Source organism: Pseudomonas syringae (assembly GCF_021605415.1).
Lineage (GTDB): Bacteria > Pseudomonadota > Gammaproteobacteria > Pseudomonadales > Pseudomonadaceae > Aquipseudomonas > Aquipseudomonas syringae_S.
In genome coordinates this window covers 22,083-45,236 of sequence record NZ_WKEQ01000001.1, presented here as the reverse complement: position 1 = coordinate 45,236, position 23,154 = coordinate 22,083, and the positions used below count along the sequence as shown (strand labels likewise).

The 23,154-nt window shown below is 59.1% G+C and carries 26 protein-coding genes; 18 read left to right on the top strand and 8 right to left on the bottom strand.

Annotated features, from left to right (window positions below):
- Nucleotides 1-9 precede the first annotated feature (9 nt).
- The 3 genes from GIW69_RS00240 to GIW69_RS00230 form a co-directional block, all read right to left on the bottom strand.
- Nucleotides 10-741, bottom strand: a complete 732-nt coding sequence (locus GIW69_RS00240) for a GntR family transcriptional regulator (protein ID WP_236480150.1) — start codon at nt 739-741, stop codon at nt 10-12.
- A 294-nt stretch (nt 742-1,035) separates the two neighbouring features.
- Nucleotides 1,036-1,542, bottom strand: coding sequence for a L,D-transpeptidase family protein (locus GIW69_RS00235; protein ID WP_236480149.1), 507 nt, complete (start codon nt 1,540-1,542; stop codon nt 1,036-1,038).
- A 101-nt stretch (nt 1,543-1,643) separates the two neighbouring features.
- A complete protein-coding gene (locus GIW69_RS00230; RefSeq protein ID WP_236480148.1) occupies nt 1,644-2,195 on the bottom strand; it encodes an NUDIX hydrolase in 552 nt (183 codons plus the stop codon).
- Between the two features lie 14 nt (nt 2,196-2,209).
- Between GIW69_RS00230 and GIW69_RS00225 the strand changes: the two genes are divergently transcribed.
- The 6 genes from GIW69_RS00225 (at nt 2,210) to purT (ending at nt 5,568) form a co-directional block, all read left to right on the top strand.
- Nucleotides 2,210-2,353 (top strand): hypothetical protein, encoded by a 144-nt coding sequence (locus GIW69_RS00225; protein ID WP_236480147.1) that lies wholly within the window; start codon nt 2,210-2,212, stop codon nt 2,351-2,353.
- The gene (locus GIW69_RS00220; protein WP_236480146.1) at nt 2,343-2,942 is read left to right on the top strand and encodes a CoA pyrophosphatase; all 600 of its coding nucleotides are present in this window, start codon (nt 2,343-2,345) and stop codon (nt 2,940-2,942) included. Before GIW69_RS00225 ends, GIW69_RS00220 begins: the two co-directional genes overlap by 11 nt.
- A 46-nt stretch (nt 2,943-2,988) precedes the next feature.
- Nucleotides 2,989-3,513, top strand: a complete 525-nt coding sequence (locus GIW69_RS00215; protein ID WP_236480145.1) for a gamma carbonic anhydrase family protein — start codon at nt 2,989-2,991, stop codon at nt 3,511-3,513.
- Nucleotides 3,510-3,719 carry a DUF1289 domain-containing protein gene (locus GIW69_RS00210; protein WP_236480144.1) on the top strand — a complete coding sequence of 70 codons (210 nt, stop codon included), beginning with the start codon at nt 3,510-3,512 and terminating at the stop codon, nt 3,717-3,719. Before GIW69_RS00215 ends, GIW69_RS00210 begins: the two co-directional genes overlap by 4 nt.
- A 98-nt stretch (nt 3,720-3,817) precedes the next feature.
- Nucleotides 3,818-4,285 carry a VUT family protein gene (locus GIW69_RS00205; protein ID WP_236480143.1) on the top strand — a complete coding sequence of 156 codons (468 nt, stop codon included), beginning with the start codon at nt 3,818-3,820 and terminating at the stop codon, nt 4,283-4,285.
- Between the two features lie 101 nt (nt 4,286-4,386).
- On the top strand, nt 4,387-5,568 hold the full coding sequence (gene purT, locus GIW69_RS00200) for a formate-dependent phosphoribosylglycinamide formyltransferase (protein WP_236480142.1): 1,182 nt from the start codon (nt 4,387-4,389) through the stop codon (nt 5,566-5,568).
- A gap of 95 nt (nt 5,569-5,663) precedes the next feature.
- On the opposite strand, the gene GIW69_RS00195 is transcribed toward purT, so the two are convergent.
- From GIW69_RS00195 to GIW69_RS00185, 3 genes are all read right to left on the bottom strand, one after another.
- The gene (locus tag GIW69_RS00195) at nt 5,664-6,980 is read right to left on the bottom strand and encodes an MFS transporter (protein ID WP_236480141.1); all 1,317 of its coding nucleotides are present in this window, start codon (nt 6,978-6,980) and stop codon (nt 5,664-5,666) included.
- A 278-nt stretch (nt 6,981-7,258) separates the two neighbouring features.
- Nucleotides 7,259-8,503: a transporter associated domain-containing protein gene (locus GIW69_RS00190; protein ID WP_236480140.1), complete on the bottom strand. Its 1,245-nt coding sequence runs from the start codon at nt 8,501-8,503 to the stop codon at nt 7,259-7,261.
- A gap of 12 nt (nt 8,504-8,515) precedes the next feature.
- A complete protein-coding gene (locus tag GIW69_RS00185) occupies nt 8,516-9,328 on the bottom strand; it encodes a cytochrome c biogenesis protein CcsA (RefSeq protein WP_236480139.1) in 813 nt (270 codons plus the stop codon).
- A 195-nt stretch (nt 9,329-9,523) separates the two neighbouring features.
- Here GIW69_RS00185 and ffh point away from each other — a divergent pair, with 195 nt between their 5' ends.
- The 12 genes from ffh (at nt 9,524) to GIW69_RS00125 (ending at nt 20,761) form a co-directional block, all read left to right on the top strand.
- Nucleotides 9,524-10,900, top strand: a complete 1,377-nt coding sequence (gene ffh, locus GIW69_RS00180; RefSeq protein ID WP_236480138.1) for a signal recognition particle protein — start codon at nt 9,524-9,526, stop codon at nt 10,898-10,900.
- 251 nt (nt 10,901-11,151) lie between these two features.
- Nucleotides 11,152-11,403: a 30S ribosomal protein S16 gene (gene rpsP / locus GIW69_RS00175; protein ID WP_236480137.1), complete on the top strand. Its 252-nt coding sequence runs from the start codon at nt 11,152-11,154 to the stop codon at nt 11,401-11,403.
- 5 nt (nt 11,404-11,408) lie between these two features.
- Complete coding sequence (gene rimM, locus GIW69_RS00170; protein ID WP_236480136.1) at nt 11,409-11,945, top strand: ribosome maturation factor RimM; 537 nt, start codon at nt 11,409-11,411, stop codon at nt 11,943-11,945.
- 2 nt (nt 11,946-11,947) lie between these two features.
- Nucleotides 11,948-12,700, top strand: coding sequence for a tRNA (guanosine(37)-N1)-methyltransferase TrmD (trmD, locus tag GIW69_RS00165; RefSeq protein ID WP_496570873.1), 753 nt, complete (start codon nt 11,948-11,950; stop codon nt 12,698-12,700).
- Between the two features lie 45 nt (nt 12,701-12,745).
- Complete coding sequence (rplS, locus tag GIW69_RS00160) at nt 12,746-13,096, top strand: 50S ribosomal protein L19 (RefSeq protein WP_003175895.1); 351 nt, start codon at nt 12,746-12,748, stop codon at nt 13,094-13,096.
- A 328-nt stretch (nt 13,097-13,424) separates the two neighbouring features.
- Nucleotides 13,425-14,321, top strand: a complete 897-nt coding sequence (xerD, locus tag GIW69_RS00155) for a site-specific tyrosine recombinase XerD (protein ID WP_236480135.1) — start codon at nt 13,425-13,427, stop codon at nt 14,319-14,321.
- A gap of 289 nt (nt 14,322-14,610) precedes the next feature.
- Complete coding sequence (dsbC, locus tag GIW69_RS00150; RefSeq protein WP_236480134.1) at nt 14,611-15,342, top strand: bifunctional protein-disulfide isomerase/oxidoreductase DsbC; 732 nt, start codon at nt 14,611-14,613, stop codon at nt 15,340-15,342.
- 133 nt (nt 15,343-15,475) lie between these two features.
- On the top strand, nt 15,476-16,780 hold the full coding sequence (locus GIW69_RS00145) for a homoserine dehydrogenase (protein WP_018926703.1): 1,305 nt from the start codon (nt 15,476-15,478) through the stop codon (nt 16,778-16,780).
- Between the two features lie 106 nt (nt 16,781-16,886).
- The gene (thrC, locus tag GIW69_RS00140) at nt 16,887-18,296 is read left to right on the top strand and encodes a threonine synthase (RefSeq protein WP_236480133.1); all 1,410 of its coding nucleotides are present in this window, start codon (nt 16,887-16,889) and stop codon (nt 18,294-18,296) included.
- A 121-nt stretch (nt 18,297-18,417) separates the two neighbouring features.
- On the top strand, nt 18,418-19,791 hold the full coding sequence (locus GIW69_RS00135; RefSeq protein WP_236480132.1) for a transporter substrate-binding domain-containing protein: 1,374 nt from the start codon (nt 18,418-18,420) through the stop codon (nt 19,789-19,791).
- Between the two features lie 117 nt (nt 19,792-19,908).
- Nucleotides 19,909-20,316, top strand: a complete 408-nt coding sequence (locus GIW69_RS00130) for a response regulator (RefSeq protein WP_236480131.1) — start codon at nt 19,909-19,911, stop codon at nt 20,314-20,316.
- Between the two features lie 163 nt (nt 20,317-20,479).
- The gene (locus tag GIW69_RS00125; RefSeq protein WP_236480130.1) at nt 20,480-20,761 is read left to right on the top strand and encodes a DUF3509 domain-containing protein; all 282 of its coding nucleotides are present in this window, start codon (nt 20,480-20,482) and stop codon (nt 20,759-20,761) included.
- A 178-nt stretch (nt 20,762-20,939) separates the two neighbouring features.
- Here the strand turns inward: GIW69_RS00125 and GIW69_RS00120 are convergent, their stop codons facing one another.
- On the bottom strand, nt 20,940-21,851 hold the full coding sequence (locus tag GIW69_RS00120; protein WP_236480129.1) for a TIGR02285 family protein: 912 nt from the start codon (nt 21,849-21,851) through the stop codon (nt 20,940-20,942).
- Entirely contained in the window at nt 21,832-23,031 is a 1,200-nt protein-coding gene (locus tag GIW69_RS00115; protein WP_236480128.1) for a CaiB/BaiF CoA transferase family protein, read from the bottom strand. Before GIW69_RS00115 ends, GIW69_RS00120 begins: the two co-directional genes overlap by 20 nt.
- Nucleotides 23,032-23,154: the final 123 nt, after the last annotated feature.

The following is a 23,154-nucleotide window of genomic DNA, read 5'->3' as shown; positions in this document are numbered from 1 at the left end:
GTTCTCGGGTTAGCGGCGCAGCTCTGCGACAAAGTCGTAGTAATCGTTGCGGCAATAGGTGTCGGTGACCTCGATCGGCGTGTTGTCTTCGAGGTAGCCGACCCGGGTCATCAGCAGCATGGCAGTGCCGGGCGCAATGCCGACCAGCGCGGCGAACTCGTCCGAGGCATTGATCGCCTGGATGTGCTGCAAGGCGCGGACGATCGGTTTGCCAATGCTGTCGAGGTATTCGTAAAGGGAATCGCCGACCTGTTGTGGCTTGGGCATGATCGAGGCGGGCAGGGTGCTCATCTCGATAGCCATCACCGTGTCATCGGCTTTGCGCAGGCGTTTCATGCGCGCGACTTTGTCGTTCGGCGATAGGCCTAGGCGGATCAGTTCTTCGTGGGTTGGCAGCGTGATGTCGCGTTCCAGCCATTGAGAACTGGGCGCAAAACCCTTCAAGCGAAGCATTTCGCTGAAACCGGACAGTCGCGACAGCGGTTGTTCGAGGCGTGGGGTGATGAACGTGCCGGAACCCTGAAGACGACGGATCAGGCCTTGCTCCAGCAGGACTTCCAAGGCTTTGCGTGCGGTGACTCGGGAGATGCCGAGCAACTCACTGAGGCTTCGTTCCGACGGCATGGCCTGTTCGGCTTTCCACTGGCCGGCGTGAATCGCCGCTTCCAGATTGCGCGCCAGTTGCAGGTACAACGGCGTCGGCTGGGTGTCGTTCGGACGTAGGGCCTGAATGTCGATCATGTAGGTTTTGTCCGATGCGGATGTAGGTTTGTTGTAGCCCGCTTGTGAGGCGAAACCTAATACCACTTGAATACCATGTCAACGGAGTGAATTGGCGTTTGAGGCAGTAAATACGGCGGTTTTCGAGGGTTTTGAGAGAGGATGGTCTGGAGTGGTATTAGCGGTGGGTATTTCAAAAGCAAAGATCGCAGCCTGCGGCAGCGCCTACAGGTGAGAGTGGTATCACCTCTGTAGGAACTGTCGCAGGCTGCGATCTTTTGATTTATTTTTTTGCGGACGACCAACGGTCGGTCGTTATGGTCGAATCTCGATCATCGTCCCGTCCGGCACCAGTTCCCACACTTCGCGCATGTCGATATTGCGCATGGCGATGCAGCCGTCGGTCCAGTCCAGCGTATGCAACAGGTCTTCGGGATTTTCTTCAGAGTCCGGCGTGCCATGAATCATGATCATCCCGCCAGGGTCAACACCCTCACGACGGGCGCGGGCCGAATCGCTAATGTTCGGGTAGGAAATGTGCATCGACAGGTTGAATTTGTCACTGGTCTTGCGCCAGTCGATCCAATAGAAACCTTCGGGTGTGCGTTTATCGCCTTCAATCAGTTTCGGGCCTTTCTTCGCGCCCCGACCCAGCGAGATCCGATAAGTCCTTAGCGGCTTACCGTCGTTGATCAACTGCAATTGGTGGGCCGATTTGAGAACCAGAACTTTCTCGATGACTTTGCCGTTCAGGGTTTCCACGGCAGACGCCTGGGAGAACGTAACGAACGACAGGCAAAACAGGGCAAGCAACCAGCGCATTGAAACGATTCCCAAGGATTGACGCGAAGAGTGTAGGAGCTGCCGAAGGCTCGGGTCGCGTTCGGACGATCTTTTTGTCGGCCAACAGGCCGATGTCTTGATCAAATAATCACAGGCTGCACCAACGGCGGAATCGATTCCGACCGAACCGGATAAACCTCAACGCGCCGATCAGCAAAAAAGCATTCTAAAGTGCGGCCCACCGTGCGGAAAGCCAGCTCGTCCCAGGGAATGTCCGCTTCGTCGAATAGTTGCACTTCAAGGCTCTCCGGCCCGGCGGCAAAGTCAGGATCAATCAGTTCGGCGCGAAAGAACACATGCACCTGGCTGATGTGCGGCACGTCGATCAGGGTATAGATGCTCAGGTTGCGCACCCGCGCACAGGCTTCCTCGGCGGTTTCGCGGATGGCGGCCTGCTCGATGGTCTCGCCGTTCTCCATGAAGCCTGCCGGCAGCGTCCAGTAACCGAGGCGCGGCTCAATGGCGCGGCGGCACAGCAACACTTTATCGCCCCAGGTCGGCACGCAACCGGCGACGATATTGGGGTTTTGATAGTGAATGGTCTGACAGCTGCCACAGACAAATCGCAGTCGCGAATCGCCTTCGGGAATGCGCTGGGTGACCGGGTTACCGCACTGGCTGCAAAATTTCATGCTGAGGTTCCTGAATGCAGCGCCTATCTTGGCGTGCGGCGGTGCCGGTCGGCAAGTTGTCGTTTCGCGACACGCCACGATCCGGGGGCTTGGGCGGTCGCGGCGATTGGTGCATGATGCAGGGCAAGGATCAGATCGAGAACACTCATGCTGGATGAGCTACTGCATCGGGTAAGCAATCACACACCGCGCACGCTGGAGACCGACGCACGTTTTCCGGAAGCCGCCGTTCTGGTGCCGATCACCCGCAGTGACGAACCGGAACTTGTCCTGACCCTGCGCGCCAGCGGGCTCTCGACCCACGGCGGTGAAGTCGCTTTCCCTGGCGGGCGGCGCGATCCGGAAGATCCGGATTTGATCTTTACCGCGCTGCGCGAAGCCGAAGAAGAAATTGGCCTGCCGCCCGGCCTGGTCGAAGTGATCGGGCCGCTCAGTCCGTTGATCTCACTGCATGGCATCAAGGTCACACCGTACGTTGGGGTGATTCCTGACTTTGTCGAATACCAGCCCAACGATGCCGAGATCGCCGCCGTGTTCAGCGTGCCGCTGGAGTTCTTCCGCAAGGATCCGCGTGAGCACACCCATCGCATCGACTACCAGGGCCGCAGTTGGTACGTACCCAGTTACCGGTTTGGCGAATACAAGATCTGGGGGCTGACCGCGATCATGATTGTCGAGTTGATCAACCTGCTCTATGACGCGAAGATCAGCCTGCACCATCCCCCGAAAAGCTTTATTAACACCTGAAGCCATCGTTCGAATGGCCGACATCGAAAGCCCTGAGGAAACCGTCATGAAATACCGCTTGGGCGACGCCCGTGTCGACACCCATCCACAGAGCTGGGTTGCGCCCAATGCCGTGCTGGTGGGCAAGGTCAAACTGGAAGAGGGCGCCAGCGTCTGGTTCAACGCCGTGTTGCGCGGCGACAACGAACTGATCCTGATCGGCAAGAACAGCAACGTCCAGGACGGTACGGTCATGCACACCGACATGGGCTATCCACTGACCATCGGCACTGGCGTGACCATCGGCCACAACGCGATGCTCCATGGCTGCACCGTCGGCGACTACAGCCTGATCGGCATTAACGCGGTCATCCTCAACGGCGCGAAGATTGGCAAAAACTGCATCATCGGCGCCAACTCGCTCATCGGTGAAGGCAAGGAAATCCCTGACGGTTCGCTGGTGATGGGCTCGCCCGGCAAGGTCGTGCGTGAACTGACCGAGCCGCAGAAAAAAATGCTCGAAGCCAGTGCCGCGCACTATGTGCACAACTCGCAGCGCTATGCGCGGGATCTGGTCGAGCAGGAAGGATGAACGATTGCGAGAAACCGGTGAAATCGCCCTGCGTGAATATTTGTGCGCTGGATGACGATGATATCTGCACCGGATGTCAGCGCACGGTGGCAGAGATCACGGGCTGGAGCCGTATGAGCAACGAAGAGCGCCGTGTAGTTTTAGGGTTGTGTCATGAGAGGGCGGAGGCGAGTGGGATGGTGTGGAAGGTGCCCAAGTCGTCTTAAGATCAAAAGATCGTCCGAAGGCCCGGGCCGCGTTCGGACGATCTTTTGATTCTGCGCAGGCTAACGTAATCTGTGCGCCAATCTGACAGGCCGCCCCCATGATTTTCCTGATTTCCTACATCAGCAGCGTCGTGCTGATCAACTTCGCCTTCTCCACCGCCCCCCACCTGGACATCATCTGGTCGGCCTGGGGCGGGCTGGTGTTCGTGCTGCGCGACATGGTGCAAACCCGTTTCGGCCACGGCGCCATCGTGGCAATGCTGGCGGCGCTGGTGTTGTCTTACGTCACTTCCGATCCGTCCATCGCATTGGCCAGCGCCACGGCGTTCGCGGTCTCCGAGTGCATCGACTGGCTGGTATTCAGCATCACCAAACGCCCGCTGCACGACCGTTTGTGGATCAGTTCGGCCCTGAGCATTCCGCTCGACACCTTCATTTTCTTCGGCATGATCGACTTGCTGACACCGCCGGTCATCATCACCGCCCTGGCCTCGAAGTTTGCCGGTGTTACCGCCGTCTGGCTGATCATGGCCTGGCGCGTGCGCAAACAGGCTGTCGCTGGCTGAAGCCAAACCCTGCGGTTCATGTAAAATGCCGCGCTTTCTCCCTATGGAAAGCGTGCATGGCGCCGCTTTCCTCGATGATCCGCTTCCTTGAGGACCTTCAGATGACCCGTATCGGAACTCCATTGTCGCCAACCGCGACCCGCGTATTGCTGTGTGGCTGTGGCGAGTTGGGCAAGGAAGTGGTGATCGAGCTTCAACGCCTGGGCGTTGAAGTCATCGCTGTCGACCGTTACGCCAATGCGCCGGCCATGCAGGTTGCCCATCGCAGCCACGTCATCAACATGCTCGACGGCGCCGCGCTGCGTGCCGTGATCGAAGCCGAGAAGCCACACTTCATCGTGCCGGAAATCGAAGCCATCGCCACCGCGACCCTGGTTGAGCTGGAAGCCGAAGGCTTCACCGTGATCCCGACCGCGCGCGCCGCGCAACTGACCATGAACCGCGAAGGCATCCGTCGCCTGGCTGCCGAAGAGCTGGATCTGCCGACCTCGCCGTACCACTTCGCCGACACCTTCGAGGACTACAGCAAAGCCGTTGAGGATCTGGGCTTCCCGTGCGTAGTCAAACCGGTCATGAGTTCGTCGGGCAAGGGCCAGAGCCTGCTGCGCAGCGTCGATGACGTGCAAAAGGCCTGGGACTACGCGCAAGAGGGCGGTCGTGCCGGCAAGGGGCGCGTCATCGTTGAAGGCTTTATCGATTTCGACTACGAAATCACTCTGCTGACCGTGCGCCACATTGGCGGCACCACGTTCTGCGCGCCGGTCGGTCATCGTCAGGAGAAGGGCGATTATCAGGAATCCTGGCAGCCACAGGCCATGAGCCCGGTTGCATTGGCCGAGTCCGAGCGTGTTGCCAAAGCGGTGACCGAAGCGCTGGGCGGTCGTGGCATGTTCGGCGTCGAGCTGTTCATCAAGGGCGATCAGGTGTGGTTCAGCGAAGTGTCGCCGCGCCCGCATGACACGGGTCTGGTGACGCTGATTTCCCAGGATCTGTCGCAATTCGCCCTGCACGCCCGGGCGATTCTGGGACTGCCGATTCCGTTGATCCGTCAGTTCGGCCCTTCGGCTTCGGCGGTGATACTGGTGGAAGGCCAGTCGACCCAGACCGCATTCGCCAATCTCGGCGCTGCGCTGAGCGAACCGGATACGGCGCTGCGTCTGTTCGGCAAGCCTGAAGTCAACGGCCAGCGCCGCATGGGCGTGGCGCTGGCGCGGGATGAGTCGATTGAAACTGCACGCGCCAAGGCGACCCGTGCTGCTCAGGCTGTGGTGGTAGAGCTGTAAACCGAGTCGCGACATTCGCGAGCAAGCCCGCTCCCACAGGGAAATGCATTCCAAATGTGGGAGCGGGCTTGCTCGCGAAGCTTTTGCTCTTTCTGTCAGGCAACCTGATTCAAATCGTTATTCCTCGTCTCTTTCAGGCACAGCACGGCGATCAAGCTAAGCACCGCTGCCCCCGACACATACCCGCCGACATAACTCAAACCACCCATCGCCACCAGTTTCTGCGCGAAGAACGGTGCCGCCGATGCGCCGACAATACCGCCGAGGTTGTAGGCTGCTGACGCGCCGGTATAACGCACGTGAGTCGGGAACAGCTCCGGCAGCAGCGCGCCCATCGGTGCGAACGTCACGCCCATCAAAAACAGCTCGATGCACAGAAACAGCGCCACGCCCCAGGTCGAGCCTTGGGTCAGCAGCGGTTCCATCAGGAATCCGGACAAAATCGCCAGCACGGCACCGATGATCAGCACCGGTTTGCGCCCGTAGCGGTCGCTTGCCCAGGCCGACAGTGGCGTGGCTGCGGCCATGAACAACACCGCAAAACACAACAGGCCGAGGAACGTCTCGCGGCTGTAGCCCAGGGTCGAAACACCGTAGCTCAATGAAAACACCGTCGAGATGTAGAACAACGCGTAACACACCACCATGGCCGCCGCGCCCAGCAGGGTGGGCATCCAGTACTGGCTGAACAGCTCAACCAGCGGCACCTTGACGCGTTCCTGACGCGCGACTGCGTTGGCGAACACCGGGGTTTCATGCAGCTTCAGGCGCACGTAGAGGCCGACCATCACCAGCAACGCACTCAGCAGGAACGGAATGCGCCACCCCCAACTGCGGAATTGCTCGTCATTGAGCGTCATCGCCAGCGTCAGGAACAGACCATTGGCCGCGAGAAAACCGATCGAAGGGCCGAGTTGCGGGAACATGCCAAACCACGCCCGTTTGCCCTTCGGTGCGTTTTCGGTGGCGAGCAGCGCGGCGCCGCCCCATTCACCGCCAAGCCCCAATCCCTGGCCGAAGCGCAGCACGCAGAGCAAGATTGGCGCCCACGCGCCAATGCTGTCGTACCCCGGGAGTACGCCGATCAGGGTCGTACAAACACCCATCAGCAGCAAGGATGCAACCAGTGTGGACTTTCGTCCGATACGGTCGCCGAAATGGCCGAACAGCGCCGAACCCAAGGGACGGGCCAGAAAGGCAATACCAAACGTGAGAAACGCCGAAAGCATCTGCGCGGTGCCGGAGGTCTGCGGGAAGAAAACAGGCCCGATCACCAGCGCAGCGGCGGTGGCGTACACATAGAAATCGTAGAACTCGATGGCGGTGCCGATGAAACTCGCGGTGGCCACACGGGTGGCGGAGTTGGTCGGCTGGGCCGGCGCCGTGGCGCTGTAGGCGGTGCTGGTCGTCATGCGGTTTATCCCTGACAGTCATGTGCTCCGTTGGAGCGAATTATTATGGTCGAACACCCAGGGATGTGGGATGAGGCGCGAGCGCTGTCTCAGGTAGGAACAGTCGTCGGTGTGATGCGGATATTGCCGTTACACCTGCCGGAAGCTGTCGGGTGCGGGGTAAGCACGGAGCGCGGCGGGGCTTGGGTAAGCGACTCGATTATAGGAAGGACGCTAACAATCAAACAAGAGCAAAGATCGCAGCCTGAGAACCCATTCCCCCTGGGATCTTTTGATCTTTATCGCGCGCCCGCCAGGGCCGGAACCGAGCTCGTATGCCAGACCAGCACCTTGCTCACCCGATTGTCCTCTGTCTCCAGAATCTCCAGCCGATACCGCCCGATCTTCAGGCACACCGCACTCTCGGGAATGGTCTCCAGCGCTTCGGTCACCAGCCCGTTCAGGGTTTTCGGCCCATCGCTGGGCAGATGCCAGCCAAGGCTCTTGTTCAATTCGCGAATCGACGCCGTGCCATCAACGACCAGGCGACCATCGGCCTGCGGATGAATATGCGGATTGTCGAGGCTGTGCTCGCTTTCGAACTCGCCGACGATCTCTTCGAGAATGTCTTCCAGGGTGACGATGCCGAGCACTTCGCCGTACTCGTCCACCACCATGCCTAAACGTCGCTGCTGTTTGTGAAAGTTGAGCAGTTGCAGTTGCAGCGGCGTGCTTTCCGGTACGAAGTAAGGTTCGTAACTGGCGGCCAGCAGCGCTTCGCGGGTCAGGCTGTCATTGTCCAGCAGATGGCGAACCTGGCGAGTATTGAGCACCGCCTCGACCTGATTGATGTCGCTGTGGAACACCGGCAGGCGCGTACGCTTGTTATGGCGCAGTTGTTCGATGATCTGTTCGAGCGGGTCGTCGAGATTGATCCCGTCGACATCGCTGCGCGGCACCAGAATGTCATTGACCGTGATGTTGTCCAGCGCATGAATGCCTGAAACCGGGTGTGGATGGCTGGCCGGTTGTTCCGGATCGTCTTGGCGATCCATGGGCATGTCATCTTCACTTTGTTGCACCACCTGCGGCTTGCGGGCGAACGGCCGCATCAGCGCACGGCTGATGCCTGCCAGCAACCAGGCGGCGGGGTAGAGGATTTTCAGCGGCACCGCCAGCAACGTGTTGCCGAATGAAAGAACGGCATCCGGATAGCGCTGGGCCAAAGTGCGCGGCGCGTAGTCGGCGAATATCAGCAGCAGGGCGCCAGCACCAAGGCACCCCAGCCACGGGCCGTTCTCTTCGCAGAGAAAAAAAGCCAGCAGTGTGGCGACCACCATGGCGAGTGCGCGGCACAGGGTATTGCAGAGGATCAGGCTGTCGAGCGGGAAGCTCAGCTGCGCCAGCGGCTTGTCGCTGGCGCGGGTGGCGGTGCGCTGGGCCAGCAAATACTGCTGGGCGCTTTCAACGGCGGTAAATAGCCCCGACCATAAAATCAGCAGGGCAAATACCGCGAGCATCGGCCCTATGGGCAAACCGTCCATTTAACCCGCCCGTCAGATGTGCAGAATGTATTCGCGAACCAGCTTGCTGCCGAAATACGCCAGCATCAGCAGGCAAAAACCGGCAAGGGTCCAGCGAATGGCTTTGTGGCCGCGCCAGCCGAGGCGATTGCGGCCCCACAACAACACACTGAAGACGATCCAGGCCAGACACGCCAGCAGGGTCTTGTGTACCAGGTGTTGGGCGAACAGGTTTTCGACAAACAGCCAGCCGGAAATCAGCGACAGCGACAATAGCGTCCAGCCGGCCCAAAGGAAGCCGAACAGCAGGCTTTCCATGGTTTGCAGCGGCGGGAAGTTCTTGATCAGGCCCGACGGGTGCTTGTGCTTGAGCTGGTGATCCTGCACCAGCAGCAGCAAGGCCTGGAACACCGCAATGGTGAACATGCCGTAAGCGAGGATCGACAGCAGGATGTGGGCGAGGATGCCCGGCTCTTCGTCGATGATCTGCACGGTGCCGGCCGGCGCGAATTGCGCCAGCAACACGGTGATCGCCCCCAGTGGGAATAGCAGTACCAGCAGGTTTTCCACCGGAATGCGTGAACAGGCGATCAAGGTGAGGGCGATGACGGCGGCGGCGATCAGGCTCGAGGCGCTGAAGAAATCCAGGCCCAGACCGATCGGCGTCAGCAGGTGCGTGATCAGGCTGGCGCTGTGGGCGAGCACGGCGACGACGCCGAGCGTAACCAGCAGGCGCTTGTTCGCCTTGGCGCCGGACGCCAGACGGGTGCTCTGATAAATGGTCGCAGCGGCGTATAGAAGGGCGGCGGCGAGGGTGGTCAGCAAACTGGGTGACAAGGGGAGCATAAATCCTGTTAGGCAAGCCCGAAAGGCGCTGAGTTTGGCATAGAACCGCCACGGCACGAAAGTGCGAGGTGTCCGCCCGACGCAGTCTTCGCTATAATCCGCGACCTGCCCACGCCGCAGGCTCGCCGAGCACATGTTGAATCCGGTCTGGGCCGCCATTATCCCGGTTCGTACAGGGCCTGAAAGGATCGCGCAATGTTTGAAAACTTAACCGACCGTCTCTCGCAGACGCTGCGCCATGTCACCGGCAAGGCGAAGCTGACCGAGGACAACATTAAAGAGACCCTGCGTGAAGTGCGCATGGCATTGCTCGAAGCTGACGTCGCACTGCCGGTGGTCAAGGACTTCGTCAATTCGGTCAAGGAACGCGCCGTTGGCACCGAGGTGTCGCGCAGCCTGACACCAGGCCAGGCATTCGTGAAGATCGTCCAGGCCGAACTTGAAAGCCTGATGGGCGCGGCCAACGAAGATTTGAACCTGAGCGCCGTGCCGCCAGCCGTCGTCTTGATGGCCGGTCTGCAAGGCGCTGGTAAAACCACCACCGCCGGCAAGCTCGCGCGCTTCCTTAAGGAGCGCAAGAAGAAGTCGGTCATGGTCGTGTCGGCGGACGTTTATCGTCCTGCGGCGATTAAGCAGCTGGAAACCCTGGCCAACGACATCGGCGTGACGTTCTTCCCGTCCGACCTGAGCCAGAAGCCGGTCGACATCGCCAACGCGGCTATTAAAGAAGCAAAACTCAAGTTCATCGACGTGGTCATCGTCGACACCGCCGGTCGTCTGCACATCGACGAAGAGATGATGGGCGAGATCAAGGCGCTGCACGCCGCGATCAACCCGGTCGAAACCCTGTTCGTGGTCGATGCCATGACCGGCCAGGACGCCGCCAACACGGCCAAGGCCTTCGGTGATGCACTGCCGCTGACTGGTGTGATCCTGACCAAGGTCGACGGCGACGCTCGTGGCGGTGCCGCATTGTCGGTACGTGCGATTACCGGCAAGCCGATCAAATTCATCGGTATGGGCGAAAAGACCGAGGCGCTGGAGCCGTTCCACCCCGAGCGTATCGCTTCGCGAATCCTCGGCATGGGCGACGTGCTCAGCCTGATCGAACAGGCTGAAGCGACCCTCGACAAGGACAAGGCCGACAAACTGGCCAAGAAGCTGAAGAAGGGCAAGGGCTTCGATCTCGAAGACTTCCGCGATCAGCTGCAACAAATGAAGAACATGGGCGGCCTCGGCGGCCTGATGGACAAGCTGCCGAACATGGGCGGCGTCAACCTGGCGCAAATGGGCAATGCCCAGGGTGCGGCAGAGAAGCAGTTCAAACAGATGGAAGCCATCATCAACTCCATGACCCCGGCCGAGCGCCGCGACCCTGAGCTGATCAGCGGTTCGCGCAAGCGCCGGATCGCTATGGGTTCCGGCACGCAGGTGCAGGACATTGGCCGCTTGATCAAGCAGCACAAGCAGATGCAGAAGATGATGAAGAAGTTCTCCGCGAAAGGCGGAATGGCGAAAATGATGCGCGGCATGGGCGGTATGTTGCCCGGCGGCGGCATGCCGAAAATGTAAAGACTTTGCGCCGGTCGTCGCACCGGCGCAGGCCCCGCAAGGATGCGGGATCAACAGCAAACCCGCACTTGGCGGGAGCTGACCGGCCGTTTTCATCGACGGCTCTATATGCAGATCTGCACGGCATGCCATAGGCGCCGGAAAAAGACATTTGCAAAAGTCCGGATATTCCTTAGAATATGCGGCCTTTCGGGCACCCATGCCCGCTGTGCATTTAGATTTGCAGCACCGACTACAGGAACGATGTTCACATGCTAACAATCCGTCTTGCCCTTGGCGGCTCCAAAAAGCGCCCGTTTTACCACCTGACCGTAACCGACTCGCGTAACCCGCGTGACGGCTCCCACAAAGAACAGATTGGCTTCTTCAATCCTGTTGCCCGTGGTCAGGAAATCCGTCTGTCCGTGAACCAAGAGCGCGTTGCCTACTGGCTGAGCGTTGGTGCACAACCTTCTGAGCGTGTTGCTCAGTTGTTGAAGGAAAATGCCAAGGCTGCGGCCTGAGCAATATGAACGCGACGCCGACTGTTGCCGATGATTTGATCGTTATTGGCAAAATCTATTCTGTTCACGGCGTTCGCGGCGAAGTGAAGGTGTATTCCTTTACTGATCCGACTGAAAACCTGTTGCAGTACAAAACCTGGACGCTCAAGCGCGAAGGCAATGTCAAACAGGTCGAGCTGGTCAGTGGACGCGGGAGCGACAAGTTCCTGGTCGCAAAGCTCAAGGGTCTTGATGATCGTGAAGAAGCTCGTCTTCTGGCCGGTTATGAGATTTGCGTGCCGCGCAACCTGTTCCCTGAATTGACCGACGGCGAGTACTACTGGTACCAGCTTGAAGGTCTGAAGGTCATCGATCAACTGGGGCAATTGCTCGGGAAAGTCGATCATCTTCTGGAGACCGGCGCCAATGATGTAATGGTAGTCAAGCCTTGCGCTGGCAGCCTGGATGATCGCGAACGCCTGTTGCCCTATACGGCGCAATGCGTGTTGGCAGTCGACCTCGCAGCGGGCGAGATGAAGGTGGATTGGGACGCGGACTTCTAAGCGTGGCTAATTTGCGCGTAGAAGTGATCAGTTTGTTTCCCGAAATGTTTTCCGCCATCGGCGACTACGGCATCACCAGTCGTGCGGTCAAACAGGGGCTTTTGCAGCTGACCTGTTGGAATCCGCGAGATTACACGACCGATCGGCATCACACTGTGGATGATCGCCCGTTTGGCGGTGGTCCGGGCATGGTGATGAAGATCAAGCCCCTGGAAGATGCACTGGCTCAGGCCAAGGCAGCAGCCGGGGAGGCGGCGAAGGTGATTTACCTGTCCCCCCAAGGCCGTCAACTGAATCAGTCGGCGGTACGCGAGTTGGCGAATGAGGACGCATTGATCCTGATTGCCGGCCGTTATGAAGGCATCGACGAGCGTTTTATTGATGCTCATGTCGATGAAGAGTGGTCGATTGGCGACTATGTACTGTCTGGCGGCGAGCTGCCGGCCATGGTGCTGATCGATGCGGTTACACGGCTGCTGCCCGGAGCTTTAGGGCATGCGGACTCCGCGGAGGAAGATTCCTTTACGGATGGTTTGCTGGATTGCCCGCACTACACCCGGCCGGAGGTGTATGCGGATCAGCGTGTTCCCGACGTGTTGCTAAGTGGCAACCACGCGCATATCCGGCGTTGGCGTTTACAGCAGTCCCTTGGTCGGACCTATGAACGACGCGCCGATCTTCTGGAAAGCCGCTCGCTTTCTGGAGAAGAGAAGAAGCTGCTCGAGGAATACATCCGCGAGCGGGACGATAGTTAACAACGTATCGATGGTAGATCCGACGATTTACCTTAGGAGCACAGCATGACTAACAAAATCATCCTTGCACTCGAAGCAGAGCAGATGACCAAAGAAATCCCTACCTTTGCCCCGGGCGACACCATTGTCGTTCAGGTTAAAGTGAAGGAAGGTGACCGTTCCCGTCTGCAAGCGTTCGAAGGCGTTGTCATCGCCAAGCGTAACCGCGGCGTGAACAGTGCATTCACCGTTCGTAAAATCTCCAACGGTGTTGGCGTAGAGCGTACTTTCCAGACCTACTCCCCGCAGATCGACAGCATGGCTGTTAAACGTCGCGGTGACGTACGCAAAGCCAAGCTGTACTACCTGCGCGACCTGTCGGGTAAAGCAGCACGCATCAAGGAAAAACTGGCTTAAGTCCAGCTTCCGATGCAGAAAAAAGCAGCCTACGGGCTGCTTTTTTGTTGCCCCCATTTTTTCGCCCCGCCCCTGTGGGAGCTGCCGCAGGCTGCGATCTTTTGATCTGGCTCGGAAAAACAAAAAGATCGCAGCCTTTGGCAGCGCCTACCTGAGGGTTGCTGTGTGCCGATTATCGTGACCGTTGACGCTGGGTTGCCTGCGAAGCGATCAATATTCAATGAAGCTTTTGTTCCTTGAAGCTACGGGCTATGAAAGACTAGCGGCGATTTTTCAACGTTCATGTTTATGCGCGCGCCGCCCTCAGGCTCGCGTGCTCCGAGTGCCCATGCCTGCCATCGACCACCCGCTGATTGACCAATTCCTCGACGCCCTGTGGCTGGAAAAGGGCCTCTCCGATAACACCCGTGGCGCCTATCGCAGCGATCTGGCGCTGTTCAACGGCTGGCTGCAGGAGAAAAATATCGAGCTGAGCAACGCCGGCCGCGAGTTGATCCTCGATCACCTGGCCTGGCGCCTGGAACAGAACTACAAGCCGCGCTCCACCGCGAGATTTCTCTCCGGCGTACGTAGCTTTTATCGCTATTTGCTGCGGGAAAAACTGATCACCGTGGATCCGACGCTGCGCGTCGATATGCCGCAACTCGGTAGGCCGTTGCCTAAATCCCTGTCGGAATCCGATGTCGAAGCGTTACTCGCCGCGCCGGATCTCAGCGAAGCCATCGGTCAACGTGATCGCGCCATGCTTGAAGTGCTGTACGCCTGCGGCTTGCGGGTAACCGAGCTGATCAGCCTCACGCTGGAACAGGTGAACTTGCGTCAGGGCGTATTACGCGTGATGGGCAAGGGCAGTAAGGAGCGGCTTGTGCCAATGGGCGAGGAGGCGATTGTCTGGGTCGAGCGCTACATGCGTGATGGCCGTGACGAGTTGCTCGGCGGGCGCCCCAGTGATGTGCTGTTCCCCAGCCTGCGCGGAGAGCAGATGACCCGCCAGACCTTCTGGCACCGCATCAAGCATCAGGCGCAGGTGGCCGGGATCAGCAAGTCGCTGTCGCCGCACACCTTGCGCCATGCCTTCGCCACGCATCTGCTCAACCACGGCGCCGACCTGCGCGTGGTGCAGATGCTGCTGGGCCACAGCGACTTATCCACCACCCAGATCTATACCCACGTCGCCCGGGCACGGTTGCAGGAATTGCACGCCAAACATCACCCCAGAGGCTGAACCCGGTTCGCCCCGTGTAGGAGTTGCCGCAGGCTGCGATCTGATCGTTCCCACGCTCCGCGTGGGAATGCAGCCCGCGACGCTCCGCGCTCCCTTGAGGTCAAAAGATCGTCCGATCGCGGCCCGAGCTTGCGCAGCGCCTACACACGGGAAAGTGTGGATCATCAGGTGCATTCGGTCGTGCGAGCCTTCTGTGGTAGGCTTTGCCGGTTTGCACGATGGGCGGTTATGACCCGGTGTTTCGGCACGGGCGTTCTGATCGTTCCGTTTGTCCGCCTTAGGAGTTCTCATGCGTCTGACCCAGATTTTCGCCGCCGCAGCCATTGCGTTGGTCAGCACCTTTGCCGTCGCCGATGACGCGGCCGACAAAGCGATTCGTAAAAGCCTGGAAAACCTCCAGCTCGAAGTGCCAGTAGACAGCATCTCCGCCAGCCCGCTGGCCGGTCTGTACGAAGTCAAACTCAAGGGCAGCCGCGTGCTCTACGCCAGTGCCGATGGCCAGTACATCGTTCAGGGCTACATGTTTGAGCTCAAGGACGGCAAACCGGTCAACCTGACCGAAAAAACCGAACGCCTGGGCGTGTCCAAGCTGATCAATGCCATTCCCGTCGCCGAAACCGTGGTCTACCCCGCCGTGGGCGAGACCAAATCGCACATCACCGTCTTCACCGACACCACTTGCCCGTACTGCCACAAACTGCACGCCGAAGTGCCTGAGCTGAACAAGCGAGGCATCGAAGTGCGTTACGTGGCGTTCCCGCGTCAGGGCCTGGGTTCGCCGGGTGACGAGCAACTGCAAGCGGTGTGGTGCTCGAAAGACAAGAAAGCGGCCATGGACAAAATGGTCGACGGCAATGAAATCAAAGCCGCCAAATGCGAAAACCCGGTGTCGAAACAGTTCGCCCTCGGTCAGTCGATTGGCGTGAACGGTACGCCGGCCATCGTTTTGGCTGACGGACAGGTGATTCCGGGCTACCAGCCTGCGCCACAAGTCGCCAAACTGGCGCTGGGCGCGAAGTAAATTCGCCTCGTTACGGTGAGCCTGTGACGAGCGTGGTCCGGCGGCAACATCGCCGGGCCATCAATAGAGAGCCGCGATTCTGCGGTTGTTTTCACGGCCGGCCTTGCGTCGGCCGTTTTATGGGGAGTTCACAGTGAAACCGGTCAAAGTAGGCATCTGTGGGTTAGGGACCGTCGGTGGCGGAACCTTCAACGTACTTCAGCGCAACGCCGAGGAAATTGCTCGTCGTGCCGGGCGTGGGATCGAAGTGGCACAAATTGCCATGCGCACGCCAAAGCCTCAGTTCCAGACGACCGGTATTGCGATTACCAACGATGTCTTCGAAGTGGCCACGAACCCTGAGATCGACATCGTCATAGAGCTGATGGGCGGCTACACCGTTGCCCGCGAGCTGGTACTCAAAGCCATCGAGAATGGCAAGCATGTGGTCACCGCGAACAAGGCACTGATTGCCGTTCACGGTAATGAAATTTTCGCCAAGGCACGCGAGAAAGGCGTGATCGTGGCATTCGAAGCGGCGGTCGCCGGTGGCATTCCGGTGATCAAGGCAATCCGTGAAGGCCTGTCGGCCAACCGGATCAACTGGGTCGCCGGCATCATCAACGGCACCGGCAACTTCATCCTCACGGAAATGCGCGAGAAAGGTCGCACCTTCGAAGACGTGTTGGCCGAAGCTCAAGCATTGGGTTACGCCGAAGCCGATCCGACCTTCGACGTTGAGGGTATCGACGCCGCCCACAAGCTGACGATCCTGGCGTCCATCGCGTTCGGCATTCCGCTGCAATTCGATAAGGCTTACACCGAAGGCATCACCAAACTGACCACTGCCGACGTCAACTACGCCGAAGCGCTGGGCTATCGCATCAAGCACCTTGGCGTGGCCCGCAGCACAGCGGCCGGCATCGAGTTGCGCGTACACCCGACGCTGATTCCGGCCGATCGCCTGATCGCCAACGTCAACGGCGTGATGAACGCCGTGATGGTCAACGGTGACGCTGCGGGTTCTACGTTGTTCTACGGCGCCGGCGCCGGCATGGAGCCGACCGCATCGTCGGTGATCGCCGACCTGGTGGACGTGGTTCGCGCCATGACCTCGGATCCGGAAAACCGTGTGCCGCACCTGGCCTTCCAGCCGGATTCGCTGTCGGCTCATCCGATCCTGCCGATCGAAGCCTGCGAAAGCGCCTACTACCTGCGCATTCAGGCCAAGGATCATCCGGGCGTTTTGGCCCAGGTTGCGAGCATCCTGTCGGAACGCGGTATCAACATCGAATCGATCATGCAGAAAGAAGTCGAAGAGCATGACGGTCTGGTGCCGATGATCCTGCTGACCCATCGCGTGCTGGAGCAGCACATCAATGATGCCATCGCTGCCCTCGAAGCGTTGGCCGGCGTGGTCGGGCCGGTTGTACGGATCCGTGTCGAGCATCTGAATTAACAGCAGCTGCCAGCTTCAGGCTGCAGGCCGCAAGTGAAAGCAGAACCGCTTTTCACTTTCTGCTTGCAGCTCGACGCTTCAAGCTCAAACCAAAGGTTTGCCCCCTATGCGCTATATCAGTACTCGCGGCCAGGCACCGGCCTTGAATTTCGAAGACGTCCTGCTGACCGGTCTTGCCACCGACGGCGGTCTGTACGTTCCGGAATGCCTGCCACGTTTCACTCAGGAAGAAATCGCTTCCTGGGCCGGCCTGCCGTATCACGAGCTGGCGTTCCGCGTGATGCGTCCGTTCGTGACCGGCAGCATCCCCGATGCCGATTTCAAAAAGATCCTTGAACAAACCTACGCCGTGTTTTCCCACAGCGCCGTGGCCCCGCTGCGTCAGCTGAACGGCAATGAATGGGTGATGGAGCTGTTCCACGGCCCGACCCTGGCGTTCAAGGACTTCGCCCTGCAACTGCTCGGTCGTTTGCTCGACTACGTGCTGGAAAAACGCGGCGAGCGTGTGGTCATCGTTGGCGCCACTTCCGGTGACACCGGTTCGGCGGCCATTGAAGGCTGCAAGCACTGCGAAAACGTCGACATCTTCATCCTGCACCCGCATAACCGGGTGTCTGAAGTGCAGCGTCGGCAGATGACCGCCATTTACGGCGAGAACATCCACAACATCGCCATTGAAGGCAACTTCGATGACTGCCAGGAAATGGTCAAGAACAGCTTCGCCGACCAGAGCTTCCTCAAAGGCACGCGTCTGGTGGCAGTGAATTCGATCAACTGGGCGCGGATCATGGCTCAGATCGTTTACTACTTCCACGCATCGCTGCAATTGGGCGGGCCGGCGCGTTCGGTGTCGTTCTCGGTGCCGACCGGCAACTTCGGCGACATTTTTGCCGGTTACCTGGCGCGCAACATGGGCCTGCCGATCAACCAGTTGATCGTCGCCACCAACCGCAACGACATCCTGCACCGCTTCATGAGCGGCAATCAGTACGTCAAGGAAACCTTGCACGCTACGCTGTCGCCGTCGATGGACATCATGGTTTCGTCGAACTTCGAACGTCTGTTGTTCGACCTGCACGGTCGCAACGGCGCGGCGATTGCCGGCCTGATGGATTCGTTCAGGCAGGGTGGCGGTTTCAGCGTTGAACAGGAACGCTGGACCGAAGCGCGCAAGCTGTTCGACTCGCTGGCGGTGGACGACGCGCAAACCTGCGAAACCATTGCCGAAGTCTACGAGCAATGCGGCGAAGTGCTTGATCCGCACACGGCCATCGGCGTCAGGGCTGCGCGTGAATGCCGTCGCAGTCTGGACATCCCGATGGTGATCCTCGGCACGGCGCATCCGGTCAAATTCCCTGACGCAGTGGAAAAAGCCGGTGTAGGAAAAGCTCTCGAACTACCTGCACATCTTTCTGATTTGTTTGAGCGAGAAGAACGTTGCACCGTTTTGCCAAACGACCTGAAAGCCGTGCAGGCCTTTGTCAGCCAGCATGGCAACCGCGGCAAGCCACTTTAACGCCGTAACGCTGTCACATTTTGAAGCCCGTCTCCTGACGGGCTTTCTTGTTTTTGCGTGCCACACTGCCCGGGTTTTCACCCCTTGAAGGATGGGTGAGTCGATTACGAAGGAAGTGGCAATGCTGTTTGAAAGAGGACTGAAGCCAGCCCTGCGCTGGATTTTATTGTTATGCCTGTTGGGAGGCTTGCGCTGGAGCATGGCCGCGCAACTTGTGCTGCATGAACAGGAAACCGGGCTGCGGATCGCGCCTGTCGCGCTGAACGACAGGGAGCGGCAATGGATACGCGATAACCCGCAAGTCATTGTCGCGTCGGTGCAATATCCGCTGTATCTGTTCCAGGATGAGCATGGTCACTGGAACGGTTTGAACAATGATGTGCTCAAGCGCATCAGCGCTATGACCGGATTGCAGTTTGTACATCGCGAGTCGTTCTCCACGGATCAGATGCTGGAACGCCTGGAAAACGGTGAGGCGGACATCAGCACGACACTGGCGATGAACGATGAGCGCAAGGCGTTTCTGGATTTCAGCCATGCCTTTGGCGGGGCCGGTTGGGTATTTGTCGGTCGGGCAGGAGAGCCTGCGGTGCAATCGCTGGATCAACTGGCCAAACGGGTGCTCGTCTTGCCGGCCCGACACGCGCTGGAGGACATCATCAGGCGCGAATACCCGTCCATCGCAGTGCGTTCGGTCAAGACATACGCCGAAGCCCGTGCGCTGGTGGAAAGTGGTGAAGCCTACGCCACCATCGAAAATGAAATCGGTGCGCAGTTATACCCGTCGGGCCTGCTCAGGGTCGGAGCACTGCTGGAAGGCAAGTGGGAAGCGGATCACTTGGCGATGCGCAAGGGCATGCCGGAACTATTAAGTATTCTCAACAAGGCGCTGGAAGTGTTCCCCGCTGCCGAGTTGCGCGCGCTTCGCCATAAATGGCTGGGCGGTATCGCGCCGCCCGTGGCGCCGACGATCTGGCAACGTTTGGGCGAATGGGGTTGCTGGGGAATGTTGGTGGTCGGGATCTTCGGTGGGCTGTCGTTGATCTGGAACCGCCGATTGTCCTCGGTGATCAAGCAGCGCGGCGAGGCCGAGAAAGACTTGGGCGATCAATTGGCATTTCAGCATGCGCTGATCAATGCCATGCCCGATCCGATGTTTGTCCGGGATCTGGAAGGGCGCCTGGTGACCTGCAACCGCAGCTATGAAGAGGCGCTGTCGGTACGTTTCGATCAGATTCAGGGGCGGCGGCTGACCGACGTCGATATCCTTCCCCAAGCCACCGCCGTGATGCTGCACGACGAGTTCATGGTGCAACTGAACACGCGCAAGACCCGGTTCAGTAAACGGCAGTTGTTGTTCAAGTGCGGCCCCAAGGATATCTACCAATGGACGGTGCCTTTTTACGGCACCGACGGCAAGATGCGCGGGTTGCTCGGTGGCTGGACGGACATTGGTCAGCGCAGGATGGAGGGACGGTGCCGATGTCTGCCCTAAAGTTCGGAAATGTCCTATGCGAAACGTGTCCTTTTCCGATGGGAGCCTAAGGAAGCCTGCCCTAGAGTGAACGGCAACTGCGGTGAGAGTCCGCGATTTCCGTGCCAGAGGTCGCTCATGCGCTCACTTAAAGTCCTGATCCTAGAACACAACCCGTTCCAGTTGATGGCGTTGCACCAGATGCTCAATGCCATCGGCATCTACGACGTACTGACCGCACCGTCCCTTCCATCGGCACTGACATCGCTGGGGCGGCGGGGCACGGTCGATATAGCGATCTGTGATCCGCAACTCAAGGGTGGCGAGGGAATGGCGTTGATCCGTCATCTGACGGCGCATCAGGACGCTCGGGCGCTGATTTTGCTCGGCACTGTGGCGCCGAGCCTGCTCCGCGACCTGAACGGCTTGCTGGAGGACAGCGAGCTGGAACTGCTGGGCAAGCTGCATACACCCGTTTCGGCGGTGTTGATGAGGGACTTGCTGGATCGTTTTCTGCAAACGACGAGGCAAGCGACCGGCGTGTAGGCAGCGGTTATTTTTCTGTCATCTTCTTCGTCCATGCTCTGAAAGACCGGTAACACCTTGCGTAAAGCGTCAGGGTTTGCAGAACTTTCTTCTCGGGCCGGTGGTCATTTACTGTGAACACGCCCCAGGCACTATGTTTTCGGACTAATGAGTGGAGATCGAGATGGAAAGTATCAGTCTATTGCTCGGTGAGGCTCTAAGCCCGTATCAGGTGACGTTGACCCCTTGCGGTGCCCATGGCGAATGCCTGGTGACCTTGAAGAACGGTAGCGGCGCCATTGTTGTGGAACGCGAATTCAATCAGACGCAGTTGAGCGACAAGCGCTTGCTGACCGATGTCGTCGATGGCTTGCATCGCGACGTGCTGATTGCTGAAGGACGGCTGGAACCCTGCGTGATCGCGGCATTGCGCAATGCGGCCCAGGACAAGCGCCCGGCGCTGTGAATTTGAAACGTTTTCTGTGGGAACCTTCCTGCAGCCGTGTCGGTCAGACCACGTAACAGCAGGATCAAGCATTGTGCTCCGGTGCTTGTCGCTTGCTGCTACGGGCCTCTAATTACAGGCCACGTTTAACCCCGAGTCGTCTCCCCACTTCTCGGGGTTTCTTTTTGTCCGCAATGTGTCAATGAGCGGCCTGTTGCTCGAAGAAAATTCGCGCCTGTTGCAGATAGTCCTCGCGGCGCCCGGGCTCAAGCCAATCGGCGTAGCGCTGGTTCAGAGAGTCATGTGGCAGGGTGCGCAGCAACTGGTTGATCTCCTTGATCGCCTGACGGCCCAAGGCCGTGCCGGAACAACCGATGTGGCCTGAAAGGTATTTGCCGGTGCCTTTTACCTGCAACAACACCAGTTCGTCCTCGGCAATCTGCGCTTGCCGTGCCTGATAATCGATTTCCGGCCAATAACCCAACACCACCTGCAATCGCCCGAGCCGCTGCATCGACAGCAAACTGCTCAAGGCATCGTTGCCGTAATGCGGCAGCAAGGAGCCTGTCGGGGCTTCACGCAACAAAGTGTCGAGAAATTCCCCATAGCTGCGCTCGGCGACCACGCCGACCTTGCTTTTGCCGTCCGCCAGAAATGCCGTGAGGTCGACTTCGCCGTTGACCATGAACGGCTCAAGCACCTGACGATCCTGCTGACGCACGACCAGGCCGTTGCTGACCGCACGGAACGCTGGAATGGAAAACGACAGCCACTGCGCCCGCTCCTTGTTCCAGATCAGCGAAGGGTCGCAGGCAAACGGCTGCTCACGCAGCATTTGAGTGCCGCGGGCACGGTTGACCCGCATCAGTATGTGTTCGTACTGGGGCATGCCGGCGATCAGTTGCGGCAGCAGTTGGTCGATCACGCCCTGGCCCTTTTTCGGCCCTTCGAAGATCGTCAGCGGTGGCAGGTCGCGCAACAGCCATATGAGCGTCGGCTTCGCCTGCGCCCAAGTGGGCAGCGCCAGCAGGAAAAGCACACTGAACACTCGCCATACGTGGCTGGCGACGCTGATTTGCCGGCGCCTCAGCTTAAATGGCTCCGTCTTCACGCAGCCGTGCGATCTGTCTCTTGTCGTAGCCAAGATCGTGAAGTACCTGCGCATTATGTTCACCGAGCGTCGGCCCGACCCATTCGGAAGTGCCCGGTGTCTCTGAGAGTTTCGGCACGATCCCCGGCATCTTGAATGGCTTGCCGTCGGGCAGCCTGGCATGGAGGAACATCTCCCGTGCCAGATATTGTGGATCGCTGAACATGTCCTCGGCGCTGAAGATGCGGCTGACCGGTACGTCGGCCTGATTCAGCAGGTCGAGCACCGTTTGCAGCGGCTGCGAATTCACCCAGCGATCAATCACGCCATATAACTCGTCGCGGCGGTTGTCGCGGCCGTCATTGCTGGCCAGGGCCGGATCATGCGCCAGGTCTTCGCGGCCGATGATCAACATGAAGCGCTTGAAGATCGCATCACCGTTGGCGCCGATCTGCACATGTTTGCCGTCGGCACTGGTGTGGATCGACGACGGCGTAATGCCGGGCATGATGTTGCCGGTACGTTCGCGGATGAAACCGAACACGTCGAATTCCGGCACCATGCTTTCCATCATCGCGAAAATGGCCTCGTACAACGCCACGTCGACCACTTGGCCGAGGCCGCCGTTGACTTCACGGTGACGCAACGCCATCAGCGCACCGATCACGCCCCACAGAGCGGCAATCGAGTCGCCGATGGAAATCCCGGTGCGAACCGGCGGCCGATCCTCGAAACCGGTGATGTAACGCAGACCGCCCATGGACTCGCCGACAGCACCGAACCCCGGTTGATCCTTCATCGGCCCGGTCTGGCCGAAACCGGACAGGCGCACCATGACCAGTTTCGGATTCAGTGCATGCAGGGTTTCCCAGCTCAGGCCGAGCTTTTCAAGCACCCCGGGGCGGAAGTTTTCAATGAGGATGTCGGCTTCACTGAGGAGTTTCTTCAGGATCGCCAGGCCATCGGGGTGCTTCAGGTTCAGGGTCAGCGACTTTTTATTGCGCGCCTGAACAAACCACCACAGCGAAGTACCTTCGTATAACTTGCGCCACTTGCGCAGTGGATCGCCGCCGTCCGGGGATTCGATCTTGATCACCTCGGCGCCAAACTCGCCGCAAATGCGCGAGGCGAACGGGCCGGCAATCAGCGTGCCCAATTCAATGACTTTCAGACCTGAGAGCGGTTTGTTGGCGAACGGCATGCAGAATCCTGTAGGACATGGTTGAACGGATACAGGGTTTTAACATAGCCGACTGTCAGACGCTCAAGCTTGATCGCCATCAATTCGTGGATTGCCTACCGCATCGGTTAGACTTGCCGACTT